The organism is Vibrio sp. GJ43-1 (assembly GCF_055808835.1).
Window position 1 is genome coordinate 862,160 of record NZ_CM147884.1, and the last position, 25,164, is coordinate 887,323.

Sequence of the window (25,164 nt, forward strand, 5' to 3'; positions counted from 1 at the left end):
GGGTGATAAAGCGATAGGGCATCAAGATCAAAAAACTCTCGCACTAAAGTCATTAAGATCGTGCTGAGTGAAGCGCTCCTAAATTCACTGTAACTTTGTACTCATCATATTGATTGATTAAGGAGATGGCATGCAAGGCCAAGAAAATCCATGTCCGAGTTGTCATTCGGCTCTTACTTGGGATGGACAATATTACTGTTCATCATGTAGCAAGCATTATAGAAAAGTGGCGTTTTGCCCAGATTGTTCTGCCCTGTTGGAAAAGCTGCAGGCGTGTGGGTCAGCTAGCTACTTTTGCCATAGTTGTAACGAATTGAAGTCTAAATCAAGAGTAAAGATTGAATTTCAATTGTTAGGACTGTCTTAATAAACAGATAAACAGAGCCCAGTAATCGCGTTATTACAGGGCTCTGTCTGTGCTCTAATTGATGTGGATTTGTGCTAGCTGATCTAATCGAGTAGTGATTGTTGTAACCGTGGCTTCAATCGAGCCTTTATCGAGTTTAGTCGTTATTGTCTTACCTACTTCCACTTGCGAGGCAGATGTAATGACATTGCCCTGCGAGTCTTGGGTAATTGAATAGCCGCGTTTTAATGTTGCCAGTGGACTTACTGTGTCTAGCTTTTCTACACTGAGCGTATACTGATGGCGAAGCTGAACGAGTTGACGCTGCATCGCTTGCTTTAAACGTTGCTCACTTTGTTGCAGTAAAAATTGCTGTTCACTTAGTTTTTTGACCGGAGAATTTAGTGCTAAGCGATGTTCTTTTGCTTTTAGGCGCATCGTTTCTTGTGACAAGCGCCGACGGATAGCAGCAGTTAATCGATATTCGGCTTCGTCGAGTCGCTGATGTTGTCGCTGAAGTTGATGCTTAGGGTGCAAGGCGTTTAAGGCCTGAATATTGTGTTGTAGCTGATGCTTTCGCTCAGCAAGGTACACTCTGAATACATTGTGCAGTTGCTGTACTTTTGTGGTTAGCGATTGCTTTTTATGCGAGGTGTCATTGCTGACTAACTCAGCAGCGGCACTTGGGGTCGGCGCACGAACGTCAGCAACATAGTCGGCGATGGTGACATCAATTTCGTGACCTACCGCGCTAATGATCGGGATCTGACTCGCGGCGATGGTTCGTGCGACGATTTCGTGATTAAAGCACCATAGATCCTCTAAAGAGCCGCCGCCACGACCGACGATCAGTACGTCACATTCATTTCGGCTATTCGCGCGTCCTATCGCTTGTGCGATTTCAATCGCGGCATGTTCTCCTTGAACGGTTGTCGGGTAAACGACGACGGGCAAACTAGGATCACGGCGTTTGAGAACGTCTAAGATATCGTAAAGTGCCGCACCAGTCTTAGAGGTAATGACTCCCACACGTTTAGGGTGGGCAGGAAGTGGGTGTTTTAATGACTGCGCAAAGAGCCCTTCTGCGGCCAATGACATCTTCAGTTTTTCAAACTCTTGCTGTAGACGACCATCCCCTTCTGGTTGCATCGACTCGATGATAAGTTGATAGTCACCACGTGGTTCGTATAACGATAAGCGCGCTTTAACTAATACTTGGTTACCATTGACGGGTTTAAACGAGACATGGCGATTACTGCCTTTAAACATCGCGCATTTAACTTGTGCGCGCGCGTCTTTAAGCGTGAGGTACCAATGGCCTGAAACCGGAGAGGAAAAGTTAGAAATTTCACCAACTAACCAGACAATACCCATTTCATTTTCAAGCAATAAGCGCACTTCTGCATTGAGGCGAGAAACAGTAAAAATGTTCTGATTTTTCACAGAGGAATTCGATACGGAACGTGGAGAAAGGGACACAGCTAATCTCTAAGACGTGAGTATGGAAATTAGCGACAACATAATACATATCAAGGCCTATAATGCAAATAAAAAATGGAAAAATGAGTAGCCAAGCGATTACGCGCAGCGTATAATCCCACCGCAATATCTAGCCCAAACCCCTTATTATGCGAAACGATAAGGGCGGGTTAATTCCTTAAACTCCTCTGTTGTGAGATATTGCAAATGCTAAGAATTGCCAAAGAAGCGCTGACGTTCGATGACGTTTTACTCGTTCCAGCACACTCCACCGTTCTCCCGAATACAGCCGATCTTCGCACTCGGTTGACCAAGAATATCAATCTTAATATTCCGATGATCTCTGCGTCCATGGACACAGTGACTGAAGCTCGCCTAGCGATTGCGCTAGCGCAAGAAGGTGGTATTGGTTTCGTTCATAAAAACATGTCTATCGAACAACAAGCTGAGCAAGTTCGTCTGGTTAAAATCTTTGAAGCAGGTGTGGTCACTAACCCTGTAACGGTTCGCCCTGAAGCAACCATTGCAGACGTTAAAGCACTGACTGAGAAACATGGCTTTGCTGGTTTCCCTGTGGTAACAGAAACAAACGAGCTTGTTGGTATCATCACTGGTCGTGATGTTCGTTTTGTTACTGATTTAAGCAAAAAAGTTGAAGTCGTCATGACACCTAAAGCGCGCTTAGCCGCGATTAAAGAAGGTGCATCACGTGAAGACGTACAAGAAGAAATGCATCGTGCCCGTGTTGAGAAAGTCCTTGTCGTAAATGATGAGTTCCAACTAATAGGCATGATTACTGCGAAAGACTTCCATAAAGCTGAGCGTAAGCCTAACGCATGTAAAGATGCACAAGGTCGTTTACGCGTAGGTGCAGCCGTTGGCGCTGGTGCAGGCAACGAAGAGCGTGTTAAAGCGTTAGTTGAAGCTGGTGTTGACGTACTACTGATCGATTCTTCACACGGTCACTCTGAAGGTGTACTTCAACGCATCCGCGACACTCGTGCTCTTTACCCTGATCTAGAAATTATTGGCGGTAACGTGGCAACAGCAGCTGGTGCACAAGCATTGATCGATGCGGGTGTGAGCGCAGTTAAAGTCGGTATCGGCCCTGGTTCAATCTGTACGACTCGTATTGTTACTGGCGTAGGTGTACCACAAGTTACCGCGATTGCTGATGCAGCATCGGTGGCTAATGAACACGGTATTCCAGTCATTGCTGATGGCGGTATTCGTTTCTCTGGCGATATCTGTAAAGCGATTGTGGCTGGCGCATCTTGCGTGATGGTTGGTTCTATGTTCGCTGGTACTGAAGAAGCACCAGGCGAAGTGATTCTTTATCAAGGCCGTTCTTACAAAGCTTACCGTGGTATGGGTTCTTTAGGCGCGATGTCTCAAGGTTCATCTGACCGTTACTTCCAAACTGACAATGCCGCTGACAAACTTGTTCCTGAAGGTATTGAAGGTCGTATCGCTTATAAAGGTCGCCTTAAAGAGATCGTTCACCAGCAAATGGGTGGCCTTCGTTCAAGCATGGGGCTTACAGGCTCTGCAACGATCGAAGATATGCGTACTAAAGCTGAATTTGTACGTATCTCAGGTGCGGGCTTAAACGAATCTCATGTACACGATGTACAGATTACTAAAGAAGCACCGAACTACCGTTTAGGTTAATTCAACGTTGGTAAGAATAATTCTTACGTAAACGTTTGCTTTTTTCCTTGAAGCATAGATGTGAGGCGAGTAAACTCGCCTCCGTTTTCAACACTTAGCTTATAAGATTGCCTAAAATGACGAAAAATATTCATGACCAGCGAATTCTAATCCTAGATTTCGGTTCTCAATATACTCAACTTGTCGCGCGCCGTATTCGTGAAATCGGTGTCTACTGTGAACTTTGGAGCTGGGATGTCGAAGAAGCGGATATCCGCGAGTTCAACCCAGACGGTATTATTCTTTCTGGTGGCCCTGAAAGCGTGACCGAAGCTAACTCACCGCGTGCGCCTCAATATGTGTTCGATTCAGGTGTGCCTGTATTTGGTATTTGCTACGGCATGCAAACCATGGCAGAGCAGCTTGGTGGCAAAGTAGCAGGCTCTGATGAGCGCGAGTTTGGCTATGCAGCAGTACAAGTAACTGGCGAGTCTGCACTGTTTAAAGATCTTGAAAGCACTCAAGATGTTTGGATGAGTCACGGTGACAAAGTTGTTGAAATCCCATCTGACTTTGTTAAAACCGCGCAAACAGATACTTGCCCTTACGCGGCAATGGCAAACGAAGACAAAAAATACTACGGTGTTCAATTCCACCCTGAAGTGACGCACACAAAAAATGGCCTAAAAATGTTGGAGAACTTTGTTCTTAACGTTTGTGGTTGTGAAGGGCTTTGGACTTCAGAATCTATCATTGAAGACGCTGTTGCTCGAATTAAAGAGCAAGTGGGCGATGATGAAGTCATCCTTGGCCTTTCTGGTGGTGTTGATTCATCGGTAGTAGCCATGCTAGCGCACCGCGCGATTGGTGATAAGCTGACCTGTGTATTCGTTGATAATGGTCTACTTCGTTTAAACGAAGCGGATCAAGTGATGGAGATGTTTGGTGACAAGTTCGGACTGAACATTATTCATGTTGAAGCTGAGCAGCGCTTTTTAGCCGCTTTAGAAGGCGAGAGCGATCCAGAAGCCAAGCGTAAGATCATTGGTCACGTATTCGTTGATATCTTCGATGAAGAGTCTAAGAAGCTATCGAATGCGAAATGGTTGGCGCAAGGTACCATCTATCCAGATGTTATCGAATCAGCGGCCTCTAAAACAGGTAAGGCACACGTGATCAAGTCTCACCATAACGTTGGCGGTTTGCCAGACGATATGGAAATGGGGCTAGTAGAACCGTTGCGTGAACTATTTAAAGATGAAGTGCGCAAGATCGGTCTTGAGCTTGGTCTTCCTTACAACATGCTTTATCGTCACCCATTCCCAGGTCCAGGTCTAGGTGTGCGTGTTCTTGGTGAAATTAAGAAAGAATACTGTGACTTGCTACGTCGCGCCGATGCGATCTTTATCGAAGAGCTGCACGCAGCAGACCTTTATAACAAAGTGTCTCAAGCCTTTACCGTATTCCTACCAGTACGTTCTGTTGGCGTAATGGGCGATGGTCGTAAATACGATTGGGTTGTGTCTTTACGTGCTGTAGAAACCATTGATTTTATGACAGCGCATTGGGCTCATCTTCCATACGACTTCTTAGGCAAGGTTTCTAACCGAATTATTAACGAAGTAAGCGGCATTTCACGTGTTGTTTACGATATTTCGGGTAAACCACCTGCAACAATTGAATGGGAATAATCATTCAACTGTAAGAAAAAAGCCAAGCCTAGGTACGGTTTTTTTGCCTAGTGTTTAGAGATTCCTTAGCCATTAGATTGAGAATAAGTTGAAAATAAAAAAGTGAGCAGTGTTTAGCTTATCAGCTAGTGATATTTTGATTATTTGGGAGGGCGTGGATTGTTGTGTAAAAGCAAACCATTAAATGAAGTTACGCGAGTTAATTCACAACAATACTGGCTGAAATGCGAGTGTGCCAAATGATAACTGCAAATTATCAATCTAAGATTGCAGATAAGAGATCTGCTGCTTATCACAGAAATAGATTAAAATTTTCCTATAACTTTTGTCACTAAATTTGAAACAGGGCTCTTTTACATGTCGAACAAACTCGCAAACCCAGCACCGTTAGGTCTAATGGGTTTTGGTATGACTACCATTCTTTTGAATATCCATAATGCTGGATTCTTTCCAATCGATTCAATGATTCTTGCGATGGGCATCTTTTATGGCGGTCTTAGCCAAGTTCTTGTGGGTATGATGTGCTTTAAGCGTGGTGATACTTTCGGTACGACAGCCTTTACTTCTTACGGGCTGTTTTGGTTAACACTGGTTGGTCTGATTGTTATGCCATATATGGGTCTACCAGCAAGTCCTGCGAGCTTTATGGGTTGGTACCTGTTGTTATGGGGTATCTTTACTGGTTTCATGTTCATTGGCTCTTTGTGCTACCCAGTGGCTAAGCAAGTTGTATTTGGTTCGCTAACTATTTTGTTCTTCTTGTTAGCGGCTCGTGATTTCACTGGTAGCGAGCTTATCGGTACTATTGCTGGTTTCGAAGGTATCTTCTGTGGTGCAAGCGCTATCTACTTTGCTATGGCGCAAGTCATCAACAATGAGTATGGCCGCACTGTAATGCCAATTGGTGAGAAAAAACCAGCTGAGTCAGTCGCGTCTGTACAAGATGCACCGACGCAAGAAATAGCAGCATAAATTCGAATTCATTCATTTCGGGAACGATGGATGATAAAAGGGGGTAGCGAATGCTACCCCCTTTTTCTTTTTAGTGTAGCGATAAGTTATCGCTATTCACGCATGTTCAAGACTGGGTTTGAGTCTTCACGTCTTTAGGGGCATCACTTTCTGACGTCGCAGCTTTGCCAGTACGTCGCTGATACTTTCCTTCCCAATAATGTGCCCCTTTAATGCCAAGAGCTACAGGATTGAACGTGTAATCTTTTACGCCCTTTTTCTGCTGAGATTCATAATCTTTGAGTGCCAGCAGCGCGGGTTTGCCCATAAAGAAAATGATCACAATGCCGACAATATTGAGCCAGGCCATTAGACCAACACCAATATCACCCATGGCCCAAGCAAGGTTGGCGGCCTTCACTGTACCGTAGAACACGGAAGCCATGATCACCATTTTCAACACAAACATCAGCCCACTTACTTTAAAGGTACGGCGAATGTAAGCAATGTTGGTTTCGGCAATGTAGTAATACGCCAAAATCGTTGTAAAGGCGAAGAAGAACAGTGCAAATGCAATGAACAACTTACCCACGCCCGGCATGGTGCTTTCAATCGCCAGTTGAGTAAACGCAGGGCCATTAGCGCCAACAGTTGCCGCTAGATTTTGCACCAGGAAGGCTTCTTCACCGCTACCGTGCACATTGTAAGCGTCAGTGATTAGGATCATAAATGCCGTGGCAGAACAGACGAGTAACGTATCAATGTAAATTGAGAACGCTTGTACTAGGCCTTGTTGAGCTGGGTGATCAACGTTAGCTGCTGCCGCAGCGTGTGGACCTGTACCTTGGCCCGCTTCGTTAGAGTAAACACCACGCTTTACACCCCAACCAATCGCGGCACCAAATCCAGCCATTGGTGTGAAGGCATCGCCAATGATCATACTAACAATGCCAGGTACTTCACCAATATTTAGAAGAATGATGACGAAGGCAATGATGATATAGGCCAGCGCCATAAATGGCACAACAATTTGAGTGAAGTTGGCAATACGCTTCACGCCACCAAAGATAATGAAACCAAGGATGATTGAAATGACCGTGCCGGTGAAAATTTTGGCGAAGCTAAAGGTACCGATAGCCGTTTCAATCATGAGGTACGTATGCCAAATGCGGTCTCAACGGCATTACCAATGCTGTTAGACTGAACGCCCGGAAGTAACACACCACACGCAAAAATAGTCGCAATCGCAAAAATCCATGCATACCACTTTTGACCCATCGCTTTTTCAATATAGTAGGCTGGCCCACCACGGAACTGGCCTTCATCTTCCTCTTTATAGATTTGAGCAAGGGTTGATTCAATATAAGCGGTAGCGGCACCAAAGAACGCCACCACCCACATCCAAAATACGGCACCAGGTCCACCAAAACCGATGGCTGCCGCAACACCTGCAATATTACCAGTACCCACTCGCCCAGACAGCGAAACAGCGAGTGCTTGGAATGATGAGATGCCCTTGTCAGAACTTTTTCCTGACAATAATAGTCGCCACATCTCAAAGAAATGGCGGATTTGTACGAAGCGGGTAAGCACTGAATAAAACAGGCCTGCACCAAGACATAAATAAATAAGAGCGGGACTCCAGATAATCCCGTTCAAAAGATCAACAAATGATTGCATAGTTCTTCCCTGTAAAGCTCGGGTGAATATTCTATGAAGTAAAGCCGTTAGCGTTACGATCTGAATATTCTTGTTATGAAATAGACTGTCTCAATCGTCCTTGCTTGTACGAAAAGCATGAGAAAATCTAAGTGCGAGTGTTTAATTTTATAAAGCAAGCGAGGTCATCCTAACGAATTGTGACCGCGTTGTTAACAGGAGATGTAAAATTTATGTTAACCCGTGACGGTCAGCACAAAATTTCACCAGAAGGGAGTAAAGATGCAGTTTGTTTGTATTTCTGTGTAATGGGCGAGATAAAGGTTGGCGTCATAAGAAGCCAACCTTTAGGGTTATACCGCGTCTAAACCTTGTTGCCAGAAGGCAATTTCCATCCGAGTGGCTGTTTTAAATACGTGTATTAATTCTTGTGCTCGCTGGCTATTGATGTCGATTTCTTCGAGCAGAGAATCTAGGCGTTGAATCGCTGTCGTCACCCCTGATTGAAACTCTTCGTTGGCGTACATTTCGATCCAACTGCGGTATGCATTACCCTCTAAGGTCGTCTCTGTATGTTTGATTCGTTCTGCACCAATCACAGCGTACCCAATGGAGCAAGGTGCGAGAGCGGCGTACAGGTCCACCAACTCGCCTGTCATACCTGCATCTAACACGTAGCGCGTGTAAGCCACCGTGCCAAAGTCTTCTTGTTCAGCTTCCATATCAGACTCACTGATCCCCCACTGATTACAATAAGTGACGTGATGAGCAATTTCACTGTTGAGTAGCGCCAGCACACTTGGTACGGCTTCGCGCATTTGGGCCAGAGTTTTCGCTTTATAAATCGCTAAAGCATAAGCTCGAGCGTATTGTTTTAAGAATAGGAAATCTTGTTTTAGGTAGTGTAAGTAAGCGGTTGGGTGAAGCGTACCGCTCGCAAGTTGTTGAACGAAATCATGCTGCGTGTACGCTTGCCATTCTTCTTGGCATGCGTGAATAAGATCTTGGTGATTCATTGAGTGTCCTACCATTATAGAGGTATTAATTGGTCGCATTGCTGTTAGGTACTACACAGAACTCAACGCTTTAATTAACGCGCTGAGTTCTAGCGTGACAGGAAAATTAAAGTACGGGAACAAAAGTCTCGGCTTTAGGTTGTGTGGGGATAATCTTGTGTTGATACATAAATTCTGAAAACGCGTCGTACTTCTTGATATCAATAGCAGATGGACGAAGCGCGAATCGCGGCAGCGTATCGCGCCATGCTCGTTTATTTAGCTCATTGTTTAGCGTGTCTGGCGCATAGGCGACAAACTCATTCCAAGAGTCTTGTGGGTGATTCACAATGTAGGTCGTGGCTTTTTCTATTGCACGGTTAAACTTAGCAAGCGCAGCTTTATCGTAGTTGTTGGCATTGGCGACAAATACCAACTCTTCGTAAGTCGGCACGCCATGTTCCTCAGGAAAGAACGCTTTGGCTTTAAATCCTTCAAGTTCGAGCTGATTGGTTTCAAAGTTGCGCAGTCCACCCCAGATTGCATCGACCTGGCCTGATGCTAGAGATGAGGATAGTGCCCAGCCGACGTTAATGATTTTCACGTCTTTGAAATCAACGCCTTGTGATTGCAACATGGTACCGATGGTCGCTTCTTCATTGCCAGCAATCGCAATGCCGATCTTTTTACCTTTTAGATCTGCAAGGGTGTTAATTTTGCCATTATCAATGACCATCATGGTATTTAACGGTGTCGCGATGAGTGTGGCACTGCGGATTAACGGCAGGCCTGCCGCAACATCAATGGTAAGACTGGTCTGGTAAGAGACGGCAATATCGACTTTATTGGCAGCAACAAGCTTTGCTGGTGTGCTAGGGTCGGCGGGCTCTTGGATATTGACCTTTAGCCCTTGTTCCTTGAAGTAGCCTTTTTCATTCGCGATCACAATCGGTCCGTGATTTGGGTTAACGAACCAGTCGAGCATCAAAGTCAGCTCTTTTTCAGTGGCTTGTGATGGTAAAGCTATCGCCATAGCAAGCAGAGCTGCAGAGCCTTTTTTAAACGTAGATATCATGAATCTTCCTTTTGATTATTATTTGTTGTCCCAAGGGATAAAGCGCTTTAGTAGTGTGTCAGTGATGAAATACAAAGACACCGATAAGGCCGCTAGAATAAAGAGTGCTGCAAACATTTCATCGATGAGCATTCGAGCATTGGTCTGTAGCATGAGGTAACCCAACCCTTCACTGGACCCCACCCATTCACCAGCCACCGCGCCAATTGGAGCGATAACTACCGCGACACGAATACCAGAAGCTAAGACAGGGAGAGAAGCGGGTAGGCGAACTCGCCATAGCTGTTGCCAGCGACTCGCTCCCATGGTTTGTGACAGGTCCAGATAGCCTGTTGGGGTCGAACGCAGTCCGTCGTAACAACATGTTGTGACGGGAAAAAAATAATGAGTGCCGCCATCACCACTTTTGATGCAATGCCATAGCCTAACCAAAGCATTAATATAGGTGCGAGCGCAAAAACAGGGATAGCTTGGCTGGCAATTAGAATCGGTAAAAGCCAGCGCTTGATGGGTTTAAAAAACAGCATTTGCAACGCAAAGAACAATCCCATACTCAGCCCTAGCAATAGACCAAGTAGAATTTCTTTTGCCGTGACCCAAGTATGTTTTAGCAAAATATCGTGTCGACTGATTAGCTTGGAGGCGACATCTTCTGGTGACGGAAGAATAAAGCTCGGCATATTGAATAACACGACAATCGCTTTCCAGATAGCCAAGATCACTAAGGCACTTATGAAGATGCGAGTTAACGAATCAACTGGCGCTGATTTAACGAATGATGACCGATTGCCAGTCGTCTCAGCATTAAATTGAGAAGAGGCGGTCAATTTATTGAGCAGTGTCATCGTCTACCTCCAATAGTTTCAAAATTTGCTGTTGGATAGAGGCAAACTGAGCATCAATGTCTCTAGGTACAGCATTGGGTGGGGGGACGATGGGATGCAATGTTGCAGGCGTGCCGTTCATCACCACAATTTGATGACCAAGCCTTAATGCTTCTTGTGGATCATGGGTGATTAATAGGATCGTTTTCTCAGCGAGAAGGGAGGCCGCTAAGTTTTGTAGCTTGTGCCGGGTAACGGCATCTAGTGCTGAAAAAGGTTCGTCCATTAAAACGACGGGTTTGTCTTGCATCAGTGTCCGAGCGAGCGCGATGCGTTGCTTCTGTCCTCCAGATAACTCGCTGACGGGTTGGTAGGCTTTATTTTTTAGGCCCACCTTATCGAGTAAATTTAGTGCTTGCTCAGTGATGGCATACGTGACTTTTTCGCCACGTAGCTTAGAGGCAAAGCAGACGTTATCGATGACATTGAGCCACGGCATCAATAGATCTTGCTGCGCCATATACGCGATTGACTGCTCTATCTCGATTTCCGGTGACGATGTGAGTTGTCCGCTAAAATGGACGTTGTCTTTTAGTAATCCAGCCACATAGCGAAGCAATGTACTCTTACCACAACCACTTGGACCTAAGATGGCGGTGCAAGTGCCGGATTTAAAATGCACGTTTAGGTTTGAGAAAATCGGTTGCTCGTCTCCGACGTAGGTAAGAGAAGCCTGACTCAATTTAATGTCTATCATGGCGGGCATCGGTATTAATTAAGCGCAAAGAAATGGTGAACAGGACCGTGACCGTGACCAATGGAAAGTTCATCGGCATGGGATATCGCTTGGGTGATGTAGTGTTTGGCGGATTGCACAGCATCAGGAAGGTCTTGACCTTGTGCAAGGAACGACGCAATGGCAGAGCTTAGTGTACAGCCTGTCCCATGCGTGTTCTTTGTGTGGATACGTGTGGTTTCAAAGCGAGATACCTCGGTACGAGTGATGAATAAATCGGTGCTAGTGGCTTCTGACTCTAAGTGTCCGCCTTTGAGCAATATCGTTGCAGTATTAAGGTTTCTAAGTGCTTCAATCATCTCGAGCATGTCGGCCTCGGTTTGCGGTATCTCGCAATTTAGCAAAGCCGCGCCTTCTGGCAGGTTTGGTGTGATGATGGTTGCCAGTGGAAGTAGCTCTGTTTTCAACGCATCAATGGCGCTGGACTCAAGCAGGAGATCACCACTTGTTGCGACCATCACTGGATCCAGCACAACATAAGGCGGTTGATATTGCTTAATTTTATTGGCGACGGATCGAATGATATCGGCGTCTGCGAGCATGCCAATTTTGACTGCCATGACATTAAGATCAGAAAAAACGGCGTCTAGCTGCGCTTCAACAAATGAAGGGGCGATACCCAAGATGCCTGAGACACCTTGTGTGTTTTGCGCGGTCAGCGCGGTAATGACTGAACAGGCGTAGCCACCAGTGGCGGAAATGGATTTAATGTCTGCTTGAATACCTGCACCACCTCCTGAGTCAGAGCCAGCGATAGTCAGAACAATAGGGGTCGTGTTCGAAGGGTTTGCCATTATAGTGCTCCTCGCCAACGTAGGAGCGAGCGCACGGCCACAGTTGCAGATTAACTGCATGGTGAGCAATGTCGATCAGTTCCCTACGTCAGTGTTAACTGAATCAGGTTCAACGGGTCTCACCTATGGTGATCTCAGCAGTAATGCTCCCCGACTAATGAGAAAGGACATTGTTATACAAGCGAGTATTTTTTTCCAGTAATAAAGCCTCACTCTCAAGCATGGATCAACATGTTGGCGTAGTTATTGGAAAAGACTCGATTTAAAAACAGGGTTGTTTTTAATTGGCTATGACTGGTTATTTTTTGTGCAGAGGATAAAGTTGCGGATGAAAAAACGTGCTGCAAGTTGCTTTTTTATGAGCTATCACTCGAGAGTTGCTTAATTTTTAATCATAAAATTATCTCTATTTCCAATACTAACCTCGATGCCGAGAAGGCCAACTTTTGGGCAGATTTTATTTTTTCAGGGAATAGAGAAGACAATAATGAATAGTATCGTATTAGGCGCTTCAGCCTTAGCGCTTGCCGTAAGCAGTGCTTCTTGGGCTGCGCCAGCGACACCTTCTATCGATCTCTGGGGGTCAAATAACCTTCAGTTTTCTAAGATTCAGTTAGCAATGGAGACCACGTCTGGTTACAACCAGATGGTGCAATATAACGAGCTTGCTGAGATTAAGATCACCTTTAATCAGTGGAGTGGCACGACGGGTGATACCTACAATGTGTACTTTGATGGTGTGAATGTTGCCACAGGCCCTATAACAGGCAGTCAAACGACGGCCACTTTCCCTTATGCCCAAGGTGGCCGATATCAAATGGCAATAGAAGCATGTGATGCTAGCGGTTGTAGTAAAAGTGCTGAGATGGAATTAGTGGTGGCAGATACGGACGGATCGCATTTAGCGCCACTTACCATGAACATCGATCCTAATAACCAATCATTTAATACTGACCCGAGTACCGTAGTTGGTACGTACTTTGTTGAGTGGGGAATTTATGGTCGAGGTTATACCGTTGACAATATTCCTGCTGATAATTTAACCCATATCTTATATGGCTTTATTCCGATTTGTGGTCCCAACGAGTCCGTAAAATCGGTAGGGGGAGTAGCTTTAACGCTCTGAAAACCGCTTGTAGTGGTGTGCCTGATTATGAAGTTGTCATTCATGACCCATGGGCGGCTTATCAGAAAAGCTTTGGTCAAGCGGGACACGATTACAACACTCCGATCAAAGGTAACTACGCGATGATGATGGCGCTCAAACAGCGCAATCCAGAGCTAAAAATTATTCCTTCAATTGGTGGCTGGACACTTTCTGATCCCTTCTACAGCTTCGACGATAAAGTGAATCGAGATACGTTTGTCGCGTCGGTAAAACGCTTTTTGAAAACGTGGAAGTTTTATGATGGTGTTGATATCGACTGGGAATACCCCGGTGGTGATGGCGCCGCGGCTGATTTAGGCGATCCACTTAAGGATGGCCCTGCCTATGTGGCACTCATGAGAGAGCTCAGAGCCATGCTGGATGAGCTTGAAGTGGAATATGGACGTGTTTATGAGCTGACGTCGGCCATTGGTGTTGGTCACGATAAAATTGAAGACGTGAATTACGCTGATGCGATTCCGTATATGGATTATATCTTCGCTATGACGTACGACTTTTACGGTGGTTGGAACAATGTTCCTGGTCATCAAGCTGCTCTTTATTGCGGTAACTTTATGACAGCAGGACAATGTGATGGCAGCGGAGTGGATCCCGAAGGTGTGCCCTATAAAGGCCCTGCTTATACCGCTGACAATGGTATTCAGTTGCTGTTAGCACAAGGTGTGCCAGCCAGTAAGCTAGTGCTGGGAGCTGCAATGTATGGTCGTGGTTGGGAAGGGGTGACGCCAGATACGCTTACCGATCCTTCGGACCCGATGACCGGAACAGCAACAGGAAAGCTGACCGGGACTACTGCACAAGGTGTTTGGGAAGCTGGCGTGATTGATTATAAAGGTATTAAGTCTTTCATGTTAGGCGCAAACAATACTGGAATTAATGGCTATGAGTACGGGTATGATGCACAGGCGGAAGCGGCCTATGTTTGGAACCAAACGACGGGAGAGTTGATCACGTTTGATGATGATCGCTCCGTGAAAGCCAAAGGCGCATATGTTCGCAGTCTAGGTCTCGCAGGTTTATTTTCCTGGGAGATAGATGCTGATAATGGCGATATTCTTAATGCTATGCATGAAGGGTTAGCTGGTGGAACACCAAGTAATCGCGCACCTGTTGCGAATGCTTAGGTGTTGATCAACAAGTTGAGGGGCTTGCGTATCGGTTTCGCTTAGTGGTGCAAACTCAACCGACAGCGATGGGAGTATTACCAGTTATGCTTGGGTTCAGACGTCGGGTAGCCCGCTAGTCTTAGCTAGGTGAAAATAGCGCGACACTCAATTTTGATGTTCCTGAAGTCACGCAGGTGACGAGTTATGGGTTTACATTAACGGTAACGGATAACGAAGGCGCTGTTAATTCTGATACCGTGACGGTGACCGTAACGCCTAAAAATTCGCCACCACTAAATACGGCGCCTATCGCTCAAATATCAGGGCCGACTACTGCCGCTGTGAATGATCAGGTTGTATTGGATGCATCGGGTTCAAGTGATGCTGACAACGACCCTTTAACGTATTCTTGGCAAGCTAGGCAGATCTTAACATCACGAGTCAAGATAGCACTCTAAGCTTTACCGCTCCCAGTGTAGCCGTTGATACTAACTATCAATTCACACTTAGTGTGAGTGATGGATCATTGACATCCACAGCCACTCATGTCGTTAAGGTGATAGCGGATAATGGCGGTGGTACTGCTTGTCCAAATACATGGGACTCTGGTGCGGTGTATAACGGTGGCGATCAAGTGGTCTACAACGGACAGAATTACCAAGCGAAATGGTGGACGCAAGGTGACGACCCTGAAAAGTCAGGTGAATGGGGTGTTTGGACATCTCTAGGGCTTTGTCAATAATGATGCGTTGATCATGTTTAGTAAATGATAATGCTATAGGAGACCGATTTGGTCTCCTTTCTTTTTATCAGTAGTGTTTAATTATGAGTAGTATTTAGTTCTTAGTAGCAGCTTAAGAGGTTTAATACTACGTCAAATAGGGGCTGTGATAGGAAGGGGTAGCGCGTTAAATCAAATAGAAAATTGCCTATTGGTCAATAGCATCTAGTATTTTTATAATGAACGAATAGAGATGATAACCAATGAAATTATCAATTATTGCAACTTGCTTCGCCATGCTTGTTTCTAGTTATAGCTATGCTAAAGATACTTTGATTTTTGGTATTGTTCCTCAGCAGTCGGCAAGTAAATTAGCATCACAATGGATTCCTTTGATGAATTACTTATCGGAAGAAACAGGGACGACGATTCAATTTGCTACAAAGCCCTCTATTCCTGAGTTTGAAGATCAACTTGCCAAAGGTGCATATGATATTTCATACATGAACCCGTATCACTATACGGTCTTTAGTAGGGATGACGGCTATGACGCGATAGCAAAAGCCAAAAATAAATTGATCAAAGGTATTGTTGTCGTTCGTAAAGACAGTGGGATTCAATCCATGGATGAGTTGGCTGGAAATAAACTGGCGTTTCCTGCTCCGGCCGCTTTTGCTGCCAGTGTTTTGAGCCGTGGTTATTTTAGTCAAAATGATATCGACATCACACCTGTGTATGTTCGTTCCCATGATTCTGTTTATTTGAATGTCGCGAAAGGGCTATTTCCTGCGGGGGGCGGGGTGAGACGAACATTTAAAGCCATGGATCCTCAGGTGACCGAGCAACTAAGAATTTTGTGGGAGAGTAAAGGTTACACCCCTCACGCCATTGCGGTGAATGCAACGATGCCTAAGGCGTTAAAAGAGAAATTACAGCAGGCGTTAATTAAGCTTGAACAGACGACCCCCGAATTGTTAGATCCACTTAAGATCCAAGGCTTCGTGGCCGCTCAAGATTCTGATTGGGATGATGTTCGAGAGTTGGCCCTGAATGTTGATCTCAGTACAAAGTGATTAATTAGAGATGAAATTTCGAACCAAAATGATTGTTGGAGTCGCTATAATTGAAGCGATTTTCCTCATGGTTTTGGTTTTCTATGCCATGAGCTTTTTGGCCGAATCGAATGCTGAATTGTTCCAGAATAAAATGGCTGGGACTCTGTCGTTACTTAAGCAAAGCTCTATTGATGCGTTACTGACGTACGATATTGCTAGATTAACAAGTATTGCCCGCGATGTATTGGTCGACCCCGATGTGGTTTATGTCAAAATGTACATTGGAAATACGGAAGTGGTCGCTGTTGGAGAGGTGTTGAGTACACACTCACATCAGCCTCAGGATTACTACTTTAGAACGCTCGATATTGATTTTGAAAGTAATTATATTGGCCGTCTTGAGTTAATGTTTGATGGACGACGAATCACAGAGGTTGTAAGAAGCTCTGGTATATATCTGGGCGGAATTGCCGTCATAGAAATTGTGTTTGTTGCCGTTGCCTCGTGGCTTTTTGGTTGGACACTGACAAAAGATCTTCACAAAATTACCCGCGCGAATCGAGAGATTGAGCGCAAGGGGCCTGGTCATAGAGTTGAGCATCATAACCAAGATGAAATAGGACAAGTGATTGATGCCTTTAATAGTATGTCCACTGCAATGCATAAGCAGTATGAAGAGCTACAACGATCTCAAGATCAAGCGTTAGCGGCAAATCAAGCCAAAGATGATTTTTTGGCATTAATCAGCCATGAAATACGCACTCCGCTAAACGGTATTCTTGGTATGTCTAAGTATATGGAGTCCGAGCTTACAGGAGAGTCAAAGAAAAACTGCAAAGTTATCAATGATTCCGGTGAGCACTTGATGTCCATCCTCAATGATATCTTGGACTTTTCAAAAATCGAACAAAATCAATTAGAGCTTAATCCCTCCCCGTTTAACATGCTCGCAACCGTTCGGTTGACACAAAGCTTTTATAAACCACTTTGTACGGAAAAGAATATTCAACTATCGGTCATAAATAACATCCCGAGTAATATAGAGTGGGATGGAGACGAGTCAAGGATCAAGCAAATAGTGTTTAATTTGATGGGGAACGCCATTAAGTTCACCAACAAGGGAGGCGTGACATGCCGGGTTACATGGAGTGAGTCGTTATCTAGGTTAATGATTGAAGTACAAGATACAGGGGCGGGGATTGCTGAAGATAAGGTCGATGTGATCCTAGATCCTTTTGTTCAAGCCGATAATACGATTACTCGAGATTATGGTGGAACTGGGTTAGGGCTTTCTATCGTGAGTAAATTAGTCGAAAAGATGCATGGGACGATAGAGGTAGCCAGTCAGTTGGGGGAGGGCAGTACGTTTACAGTGGTGCTCCCTTTAGCCTTTAAAGTGAATCAGTCGTCAGCCAGTTTACTGACTGGGCAAACCAATAAACTAGAAGATGTCAGTTGGCGTCCTCCGAACGGTAGTCGCGTGCTTCTTGTTGACGATAATAAAGTCAATTTGTTAGTTGGGAAAAAGTGGTGTGAAAAAATCGGCTTTATTGTTGATGTCGCGAACAATCACCATGAGGCAATGAACTGTTTAAGAACTCGTTCTTATTATTGCATGCTCATTGATAATCATATGCCGGAGGTTTCCGGGATTGAATTAATACAGAAAATGGTTATTGAACAAGATAACCTGATTATTTTTGGTTGGACAGCGGATCTTACAGCAGAAACCCACAAAGCGTTTATTCAAGTTGGTGCGAAAGGTGTTGTGGTTAAGCCGCTAAATGTACAAAACTTCACTCAAATTGTGATCAATACCTTAAAGACAATACCGCCACCATTAAAATAGGAGCTGGGGGATGTATGTCGTGTTTTTGGTACTGGAATGAGGCCAATGAGAATGGAAGGTGTATTCGATATGATCTGGCCGTTACCGTAAACTTGAAAAGATAAATAGCAGAGCTCCCTGTATTTAGGGAGCTCCATTTTTGATTATGCAGATTTCTCTGTGATCGCCAAACGGTATTGAACCATATCTTCAATGGTTAAGACGGGCATATTGTGTACCTTGCCAAACTCGACAATTTCAGGTGCCTTTGCCATTGTTCCATCTGGATTGGTGACTTCACACAATACGCCGAATGGTGATAGCCCTGCCATTTGCATCAGATCAATCGTGCCTTCAGTGTGACCGCGACGAGTAAGCACACCGCCTTTGCGAGCTCTTAGTGGGAACACATGTCCTGGTCTGGCAAGGTCTTCTGGTCTTGCTTGTTCAGCGCACGCCGTTTTAATGGTCATGACCCGATCTGCAGCTGAAACGCCAGTTGTTACACCCACTTTGGCTTCAATCGACACCGTGAAAGCGGTTTGGTTAGCGCTGTTATTATTGGTGACCATTGGCGGTAAGTCGAGTTGCTTTGCTTGCTCGTCATTGATGCATAGGCAAACAATGCCACTGCCTTCACGAATCATAAGTGCCATTTGTTGATTAGTTAGATGATCAACGGAACAAATGATATCGCCTTCATTTTCGCGATCTTCATCATCGAGTAGCAATACGCCACGACCTTCGCGTAACGCGGCAAGAGCAATTTCAACACGCTCTAGAGGTGTGCCAAATTCTGATAGTAGTGAGGTTTGGTTCTGATTCATGGTAATACTCCAAGTTTAAAATACCAGAATCAGGGCATTGGTATGGGGACCTTAAAGGATCCAAAAGATATCCGAGAGCGGCTGTCATGGTGGTTAAACGCCATACAGCCGCTCTCTATACCCACATGTGACGCGATGTAGCGCACACTTCTATCCGTATACACGAAAGCGTGTATAGAGAAGTGGTTGTGGGTATATTTATCCTCTCCCATCCGGACTATGACCGTCGGCTCTGGAGTTTAACCAGATCTGCTGACCCTAACTCCTAAGGGGTTAGGCGCTCGCGGGCTTATCAATTGAATGACTTACCGCTGCGGTGGGGAATTTCACCCCGCCCTGAGAATAAAATGAATGTCTTAACGACGACTAAATGGTAGCGATTTTTTACCAGCTTGAAAAGAAGTAAGGCGTTTATTGTTGAACTCAGCATGTTTTGCTTTTTATTTCGTGCGATCGCGACGATTTATTAATCACATGTCAAGCGAGCGTATTGGATGTTTCTCTGAAGTACGATAACCCTCAACTTTTTTGAAGGTTGAAGGTGAATTCTACAGCACTGGTGAGCTAAATTGCCCCGTCTGTCCTACACTGTTTTCCTAGCCATCTAGTCATTGCTGAATGACAAAACACATTAATAGGAAGAGATATATTTTTGGAACCTAGCATTGAATTAGCTATCTAAAAGCTAAGATAAGAGCGGCAGTATTGATGTCTTTTCACAGTATGCTGGCAGACCTGAATGTAAAGAGAATAGAATGGAATTTATGCTAGAAACCGAACGACTGATTTTAAGAGACTTTCAACTTGGTGATATTGAGGCTTGGCTTAACATAACGTCACATCCAAGATACCAAACATTTTACCCCAAAGAAGAGTGTTCGCCTGAATTTAACGCCCATTTACTCGAAATGTTTGTGGAGCAGTCACAGCAAATCCCTCGAACGAGGTTTCAGCTAGTTATTGAAGGAAAAGAAAGTCATCAGGTAATTGGTACTGCAGCCTTTCGCTTAGAAGCCAATAACCGAGCATCGATTGGTTTTGGTCTTGCGGTTGATCGACAAGGGCGAGGTATCGCCGTTGAAGCTATGTCGGCGCTAATCACGTTCGGTATTCAACATTTCCCTATCACCTCTATTTTTGCCGAAACCCGTAAGGGAAATGAAGCGGCTATAGCGGTTTGTCAGCGATTAGGACTAGAGACAGTCAACGCCCACTTGACTCAGGCTGATGAAATGGGTCTAGTACGTTTAGAGCTCACAATCAAAGAGCCAGAGTATTAACTGTCTCACGATTTCTTTTTCAGTAGCGCGATAATGAAAAGTATAAATAGACTTGCGGTTACGAGCCAAACGGACAGCCTATGTGCGCGATAGAGCTGCTCTATTTGTTGTAGATGATCGAACGCAAAATGCGTGAGTAAGCTAAATATCGCGACCCATATACTTGTCGCGATAGCGTTACCGATAAGAAATTCATGTCTAGGCATTTTGGCTATCCCACATGCGAGAGGCATAAATTGTTTCATGCCTTCCACAAAGCGACTAATAATCAAGCATGCAGGGCCATAGCGTTGAACGGTGTTTTGAAGTCGTTGCATTTTAGGGCCAGAGATATAGCCCTTTTTGTCCAGCCAACCTTCAAAGTGATAACCAATTAGATAACCGCAGGTGTTACCGATAAAACAGCTTAGCCAAGATACTGCGATAATCAGCGATAGATTCATCAGGTGCTGTGATGAAAGGATAGACGCCGCAATCATAAGTGATTGACCGGGCATAGGTATCCCCATTCCTTCAAGGAATATGCTAACGATTAAAGCTAGGTAGCCATAATGCTCTAGCAGAGGCTTCATCGTTAACAAAAGATCATTAATATGCTGCAATGGATAACCTCGATGGATTGCTATGGTTATTTGATAGATACTCTGCTTAGTTTAAACAGTCAATAAATGATAGGTGTTTCTAGCGGCAAAGGTGGTGAAAAATAATCCATAATAGTCGTTGTAATGTTATAAGTTCACCAGCCATATTAATGGGTTATCTTAATAGAATGCCTTTAGTTAGGCCGATTTTAGTTAGTCAGATTCTAGTTAGGTAGAAAAACGAAGGACAGGAAATGCAGGATAAGTGTAGGGTTGTATTACCGGGTAATAGAGAGCGTTCTCCCGCTCAAATGTTTGCAGAGATGGCAACGTGGTGCGAGCAGCACGAGGTTGAACATGATAGGTACGGTGAAGGAAAGCTAATTCAAGCATTCGAGCAAAAGATTGCCACTTTATTAGGCTTTGAAGCGGGTTTATTTGTTATCACCGGAACCATGGCTCAGCCGACAGCTCTTCAAATCGCGTGTGAGGAGCGTGAATGTCGTAACGTTGCAATGCATCCCTCTAGTCATATTTATCTACATGAAAATCAAGGCTATCAGCTACAAAATAGATTTAACGTATTCCCAGTAGGAAAGCCCTACCAACCATGGACAGTATCGGCTATTGCTTCCATTCCTGATCGTCTCGGGGCGGTGCTTTACGAGTTGCCAATGAGAGAGATTGGAGGGCAGTTACCTAACTTCAGTGAACTTGAAGAGATCAAGCGTTACTGCCAATCTCAGGATATTCATCTGCATATGGACGGTGCACGGCTATGGGAAGCGGCGGCATTTTATCAGAAATCCTATAATGACATCGCAATAGGGTTTAACTCAGTGTATGTGTCGCTTTACAAGGGGGTTGCTGGGCTTGGAGGCGCAATGTTAGTTGGTGATAAGGCGTTTATTGAAAAAGCAAGGGTTTGGATGCACAGACAGGGGGGAAGTGTCTATCACCGTACTCCTTATATTGTGGCTGCAGCTATGCAGTTTGAGCAAAAAATCAGTGCCTTGCCTAAGCTATTTGAGAGGACTCAGCAGGTATATACAATGCTGGAGCAATATCCACGGCTCACCGCTAATCCAACCCAACCTCAAGCTAACATGCTACACATACACCTTCCTCTTAGTCAGCAGCAAGCCTGTGAGCTACGTGACAAACTAGCAATCGAACTTGGTGTGTGGATTGGCAACCCGCAGCAAGGAATATTACCCAATCAGAGCTTTATAGAGTGGTACGTGGGTGACTAGGTTGCTTGAGATCTCCGATGATGAACTTCACCAATACCTCGCATTGATAGAGCAAGCATGTGTCGAAGTGAGTTGAAAGCCATATAGACCGCTGTCATAGGTAGGGTTGGCCTCATGTCATATACTGAAATACACGCAGTCCGTGTGGCTAATTCGCCGAATAAATTAAAGGCAATGTACTGAATTAGAGCGAGTTATAAAGATGCATGCTATTGTAAAAACTAGATTTAAAATTTCTGAAGAATAACTATGCCTTCTCACTTACCGAAATCTTTTAGCAAACCTTTTCTAAAGGTCTTTTACGTCTTAGAAGCGATACTCTTAGTCGCCATCACACTTGCTACTTTGTTCGCCATGATGGAAGAGTTTATGCACGTCTTTACGGAGAGACGGGTTCAATTGACAGATATACTGTTGATGTTCATCTATCTCGAAGTTCTAGCGATGGTTCAGCAGTTTGTAGTGAATGGAAAAATTCCAGTCCGCTACCCAATTTATATCGCGATGATGGCGATCGCGCGTTACATAACGTTAGGCATGAAGGAGCTAGACGCTGTGCTAATTGTCTGGCTATCTGCTGCTGCCTTTATTTTGGCTGCCGCAACCCTATTGATTCGAGTCGGGCACCATTACTGGCCTTACGTGGACATTAGAACAAAAGAGTCTGATGAGTAGAGTGAACCGTGGCTCAAGAGCTGTAATCGTAAGTGGTTGTTAGTACCATAGGTCAGTACTAACAACAAAATCTTTGTCGATATAAAGACAAAAAGGGCGATAACTCAAAGAGTTATCGCCCTTTCCAAACGTTTGGTGGAGCTGGCGGGAGTTGAACCCGCGTCCAGAAATCATTCATCATTGGTACTACATGCTTAGTCGATCTTTAAATTCACCAAGTACCTGCGAACCGACACGCTAGTAAATGACTATCCTGAATTAAATTTCGAACTTCATCTCTCAGGCGGGAGAATCCGATCTAGCTAGTTTGGGTTTGACTCTTTGTTGTTCCCCGTCTTACAAGCGGAAGCTAGGGCAAAGAGGCTCTCAGCAGGTTATTAAGCTGCTAGTGCGTAGTTTTCGTCGTTTGCGACTATTTTTTTGCGGCTTTTTACGTGGCCAACCGCCCCACGGCATGCACCTCAGACTTCAAAATTCCTGTCGAATCCTAAATCAGCCCCAAGTGTTATTTTTCATAGTACCAGAAAAGCTAAGCGTGTCTAGTAGTTGAAAGTTCAAGTGGTTAAGATTAGCGCAAGTTACTCTTCATAACGCGTGCTTTGTCTCTTGCCCAGTCTTTTTCTTTTAAATCTTCGCGTTTATCGTGCAGTTTTTTACCTTTAGCAACACCGACTTTGAGTTTCGCCCAAGAACGAGACCAATACAAAGAGAGCGCGACTAACGTCATACCTTCGCGATTCACACGACCAATAAGGTTGTCGAGTTCTCGGCGGCGCATAAGTAATTTACGCACACGTGTGGGTTCGGCGACTATATGAGTAGAGGCTTGATTTAGCGGGAGTATAGACATACCACTGATATAGGCTTGGCCATCGCGGATAAAAATGTAGCTTTCGACGATGTTAGCTTTGCCCTGACGAAGTGATTTGACTTCCCAGCCCTGTAGCTCAATACCAGCTTCGATATCATCTTCAATGTGATATTCGTGGCGAGCCTTTTTGTTTTGCGCGATAGTGTTACTACCCGCTTTATTCTTTGAGTTCTTTTTTACCATAGTGGCGCCATTATAAGGTGAGTCTGGAGTTTTAGGAAAGGCTTTTGTTTTCGATAGCTAAATGTATCATGAGTCGTTAGTGCTTTGATATATTTGTTGGGTTGAGTTGTCAACTTGAGCTAACTCGTAGAACTCAGTAGAATCACCATTAGCTTTTTATTGTGAGATGTTTTTTATGCAACATGTGACGCGTTCGGCATTAGTAATGTTCAGTGCTGACCAGATGTTTAACTTGGTGAATGATGTTGCCAGTTATCCTGACTTTCTGCCTGGTTGTTCTGGTTCTCGTGTAATAGAGTCTTCTGGTATGGAAATGGTGGCATCGGTTGATGTGTCGAAAGCAGGCATTAGCAAAACATTCACAACAGCGAATACGCTGGTACAAGGCCGTGAAATACTGATGGAATTGGTTGACGGCCCATTCAAAATGTTGAAAGGGGTCTGGTCTTTTATTCCGCTTGATGAGCAAGCATGTAAAGTTGAGCTCAAGCTTGAGTTTGAGTTTTCGAGTAAGATGATTGAGCTCGCGTTCGGCAAGATTTTCCATGACGTAACCAGCAATATGGTGAACTCATTTACCAAGCGTGCCAAAGAGGTGTACTAGCATGAACGTTGATCAACCGCTCATTCACGTTGAAGTCGTTTATGCCTTACCCGATGAGCAGCGTGTTTTTACGATTGTGGTTAACCATGAGCTCACCGTTGAAGAAATTATCGAGAAATCTGGCGTATTAGACATTTACCCTGATATTGATCTTAAGGTTAATAAGGTCGGGGTGTTTAGCCGTAACGTTAAGCTTGATGCAACGGTAAGAGATAAAGATAGAATAGAGATCTATCGTCCATTGCTGGCTGATCCAAAAGAAATCCGCCGCAAGCGAGCTGAGCAGGCTAAAGCTGCCAAGTCTGCATGATGAACTGGTCAACGAATCGATAATAAAAAAGCTCGCATTGCGAGCTTTTTTATTAATTTAGGCTTTCGAAAAACTGGTCGCTGGCTTCGTAGTCGCCAGAAATGTTCGTCAATGTGCCAGTAGCATCAAAATCGACAACAAGATTACGCTGAACAGCGTCATCATGTCCTTTCGTTGCGTGGTAGATGTAGTACCACGTATTCGGGTAACCATTTTCGATAAGCATCGGTGAGCCAAGAACAAAGCGAACCTGTTCTCTTGTCATGCCAAAGCGTAGCTGATCAACGGCATTTTGTTCGACAAAATTCCCCTGATTAATATCAATACGGTAGACGATTTTTTCTATTACCGAGCAGCCTGTCAGTAATGTTAAGGCGAGTGGTATTGCTGCCAACCACTTTTTTAATTGCATAGCGTCAATTTACAACTTTGATTTTTTAAA

General features: G+C 44.6%; 20 protein-coding genes, 1 other RNA gene, 3 pseudogenes and 2 riboswitches. Of the genes and pseudogenes, 12 read left to right on the plus strand and 12 right to left on the minus strand.

The genetic code is table 11. The annotated features are described in order from the left end of the window. Positions 1 to 130 precede the first annotated feature (130 nt). Positions 131 to 367 (plus strand): zinc ribbon domain-containing protein, encoded by a 237-nt coding sequence (locus AC0L66_RS04100; protein WP_265676068.1) that lies wholly within the window; start codon positions 131 to 133, stop codon positions 365 to 367. A gap of 54 nt (positions 368 to 421) precedes the next feature. Here AC0L66_RS04100 and xseA read toward each other — a convergent pair whose 3' ends face one another. Continuing rightward, positions 422 to 1,789 carry an exodeoxyribonuclease VII large subunit gene (xseA, locus tag AC0L66_RS04105; protein WP_473568451.1) on the minus strand — a complete coding sequence of 456 codons (1,368 nt, stop codon included), beginning with the start codon at positions 1,787 to 1,789 and terminating at the stop codon, positions 422 to 424. A gap of 243 nt (positions 1,790 to 2,032) precedes the next feature. Here xseA and guaB point away from each other — a divergent pair, with 243 nt between their 5' ends. The 3 genes from guaB (at position 2,033) to AC0L66_RS04120 (ending at position 6,138) form a co-directional block, all read left to right on the plus strand. Continuing rightward, a complete protein-coding gene (guaB, locus tag AC0L66_RS04110) occupies positions 2,033 to 3,496 on the plus strand; it encodes an IMP dehydrogenase (protein ID WP_473568453.1) in 1,464 nt (487 codons plus the stop codon). Positions 3,497 to 3,612: 116 nt separating this feature from the next. Beyond that, positions 3,613 to 5,166: a glutamine-hydrolyzing GMP synthase gene (guaA, locus tag AC0L66_RS04115; RefSeq protein ID WP_265676065.1), complete on the plus strand. Its 1,554-nt coding sequence runs from the start codon at positions 3,613 to 3,615 to the stop codon at positions 5,164 to 5,166. Positions 5,167 to 5,484: 318 nt separating this feature from the next. Continuing rightward, positions 5,485 to 6,138, plus strand: coding sequence for an acetate uptake transporter (locus tag AC0L66_RS04120; protein WP_265676133.1), 654 nt, complete (start codon positions 5,485 to 5,487; stop codon positions 6,136 to 6,138). Between the two features lie 106 nt (positions 6,139 to 6,244). On the opposite strand, the pseudogene AC0L66_RS04125 reads toward AC0L66_RS04120, so the two are convergent. From AC0L66_RS04125 to thiD, 6 genes and pseudogenes are all read right to left on the minus strand, one after another. Then, positions 6,245 to 7,797 (minus strand): annotated as a pseudogene (locus AC0L66_RS04125) (alanine/glycine:cation symporter family protein). 332 nt (positions 7,798 to 8,129) lie between these two features. After that, positions 8,130 to 8,792 carry a thiaminase II gene (gene tenA, locus AC0L66_RS04130; RefSeq protein WP_473568454.1) on the minus strand — a complete coding sequence of 221 codons (663 nt, stop codon included), beginning with the start codon at positions 8,790 to 8,792 and terminating at the stop codon, positions 8,130 to 8,132. A gap of 106 nt (positions 8,793 to 8,898) precedes the next feature. After that, positions 8,899 to 9,846, minus strand: a complete 948-nt coding sequence (locus AC0L66_RS04135; RefSeq protein WP_473568455.1) for an ABC transporter substrate-binding protein — start codon at positions 9,844 to 9,846, stop codon at positions 8,899 to 8,901. 18 nt (positions 9,847 to 9,864) lie between these two features. Next, a pseudogene (locus AC0L66_RS04140) lies at positions 9,865 to 10,589 on the minus strand (ABC transporter permease); the annotation flags it as partial. Positions 10,590 to 10,674: 85 nt separating this feature from the next. Continuing rightward, on the minus strand, positions 10,675 to 11,427 hold the full coding sequence (locus AC0L66_RS04145; RefSeq protein WP_473568457.1) for an ABC transporter ATP-binding protein: 753 nt from the start codon (positions 11,425 to 11,427) through the stop codon (positions 10,675 to 10,677). Between the two features lie 14 nt (positions 11,428 to 11,441). Continuing rightward, positions 11,442 to 12,260 (minus strand): bifunctional hydroxymethylpyrimidine kinase/phosphomethylpyrimidine kinase, encoded by an 819-nt coding sequence (gene thiD / locus AC0L66_RS04150; RefSeq protein WP_473568458.1) that lies wholly within the window; start codon positions 12,258 to 12,260, stop codon positions 11,442 to 11,444. A 63-nt stretch (positions 12,261 to 12,323) separates the two neighbouring features. Continuing rightward, a riboswitch (TPP riboswitch) is annotated at positions 12,324 to 12,423 on the minus strand. Positions 12,424 to 12,747: 324 nt separating this feature from the next. Here thiD and AC0L66_RS04155 point away from each other — a divergent pair. The 3 genes and pseudogenes from AC0L66_RS04155 (at position 12,748) to AC0L66_RS04165 (ending at position 18,159) form a co-directional block, all read left to right on the plus strand. Next, positions 12,748 to 15,276, plus strand: a pseudogene (locus tag AC0L66_RS04155) (glycosyl hydrolase family 18 protein). Between the two features lie 242 nt (positions 15,277 to 15,518). After that, positions 15,519 to 16,328 carry a phosphate/phosphite/phosphonate ABC transporter substrate-binding protein gene (locus AC0L66_RS04160; RefSeq protein WP_473568460.1) on the plus strand — a complete coding sequence of 270 codons (810 nt, stop codon included), beginning with the start codon at positions 15,519 to 15,521 and terminating at the stop codon, positions 16,326 to 16,328. Positions 16,329 to 16,338: 10 nt separating this feature from the next. After that, on the plus strand, positions 16,339 to 18,159 hold the full coding sequence (locus AC0L66_RS04165) for an ATP-binding protein (RefSeq protein ID WP_265676056.1): 1,821 nt from the start codon (positions 16,339 to 16,341) through the stop codon (positions 18,157 to 18,159). Between the two features lie 143 nt (positions 18,160 to 18,302). Here the strand turns inward: AC0L66_RS04165 and ribB are convergent, their stop codons facing one another. After that, positions 18,303 to 18,965 (minus strand): 3,4-dihydroxy-2-butanone-4-phosphate synthase, encoded by a 663-nt coding sequence (gene ribB, locus AC0L66_RS04170; RefSeq protein ID WP_265676055.1) that lies wholly within the window; start codon positions 18,963 to 18,965, stop codon positions 18,303 to 18,305. 196 nt (positions 18,966 to 19,161) lie between these two features. Further along, positions 19,162 to 19,313: riboswitch (FMN riboswitch) on the minus strand. A gap of 407 nt (positions 19,314 to 19,720) precedes the next feature. Here ribB and AC0L66_RS04175 point away from each other — a divergent pair. Further along, positions 19,721 to 20,245 carry a GNAT family N-acetyltransferase gene (locus tag AC0L66_RS04175; protein ID WP_265676054.1) on the plus strand — a complete coding sequence of 175 codons (525 nt, stop codon included), beginning with the start codon at positions 19,721 to 19,723 and terminating at the stop codon, positions 20,243 to 20,245. A 5-nt stretch (positions 20,246 to 20,250) separates the two neighbouring features. Here AC0L66_RS04175 and AC0L66_RS04180 read toward each other — a convergent pair whose 3' ends face one another. Continuing rightward, positions 20,251 to 20,847 carry a DedA family protein gene (locus AC0L66_RS04180; protein WP_473568462.1) on the minus strand — a complete coding sequence of 199 codons (597 nt, stop codon included), beginning with the start codon at positions 20,845 to 20,847 and terminating at the stop codon, positions 20,251 to 20,253. Positions 20,848 to 21,080: 233 nt separating this feature from the next. Between AC0L66_RS04180 and AC0L66_RS04185 the strand changes: the two genes are divergently transcribed. Beyond that, on the plus strand, positions 21,081 to 22,079 hold the full coding sequence (locus AC0L66_RS04185) for a threonine aldolase family protein (RefSeq protein WP_473568464.1): 999 nt from the start codon (positions 21,081 to 21,083) through the stop codon (positions 22,077 to 22,079). A gap of 249 nt (positions 22,080 to 22,328) precedes the next feature. Then, positions 22,329 to 22,754 (plus strand): phosphate-starvation-inducible PsiE family protein, encoded by a 426-nt coding sequence (locus tag AC0L66_RS04190; RefSeq protein ID WP_473568466.1) that lies wholly within the window; start codon positions 22,329 to 22,331, stop codon positions 22,752 to 22,754. 133 nt (positions 22,755 to 22,887) lie between these two features. Here the strand turns inward: AC0L66_RS04190 and ssrA are convergent. Then, positions 22,888 to 23,254: a transfer-messenger RNA gene (ssrA, locus tag AC0L66_RS04195) on the minus strand. A 68-nt stretch (positions 23,255 to 23,322) separates the two neighbouring features. Further along, the gene (gene smpB / locus AC0L66_RS04200; RefSeq protein ID WP_265674491.1) at positions 23,323 to 23,808 is read right to left on the minus strand and encodes an SsrA-binding protein SmpB; all 486 of its coding nucleotides are present in this window, start codon (positions 23,806 to 23,808) and stop codon (positions 23,323 to 23,325) included. A 175-nt stretch (positions 23,809 to 23,983) separates the two neighbouring features. Here smpB and AC0L66_RS04205 point away from each other — a divergent pair, with 175 nt between their 5' ends. Then, positions 23,984 to 24,412, plus strand: coding sequence for an SRPBCC family protein (locus AC0L66_RS04205; protein ID WP_265674492.1), 429 nt, complete (start codon positions 23,984 to 23,986; stop codon positions 24,410 to 24,412). 1 nt (position 24,413) lies between these two features. After that, a complete protein-coding gene (locus tag AC0L66_RS04210) occupies positions 24,414 to 24,722 on the plus strand; it encodes an RnfH family protein (protein ID WP_265674493.1) in 309 nt (102 codons plus the stop codon). A gap of 52 nt (positions 24,723 to 24,774) precedes the next feature. On the opposite strand, the gene bamE is transcribed toward AC0L66_RS04210, so the two are convergent. Beyond that, the gene (bamE, locus tag AC0L66_RS04215) at positions 24,775 to 25,134 is read right to left on the minus strand and encodes an outer membrane protein assembly factor BamE (protein ID WP_265674494.1); all 360 of its coding nucleotides are present in this window, start codon (positions 25,132 to 25,134) and stop codon (positions 24,775 to 24,777) included. Between the last annotated feature and the right edge of the window lie 30 nt (positions 25,135 to 25,164).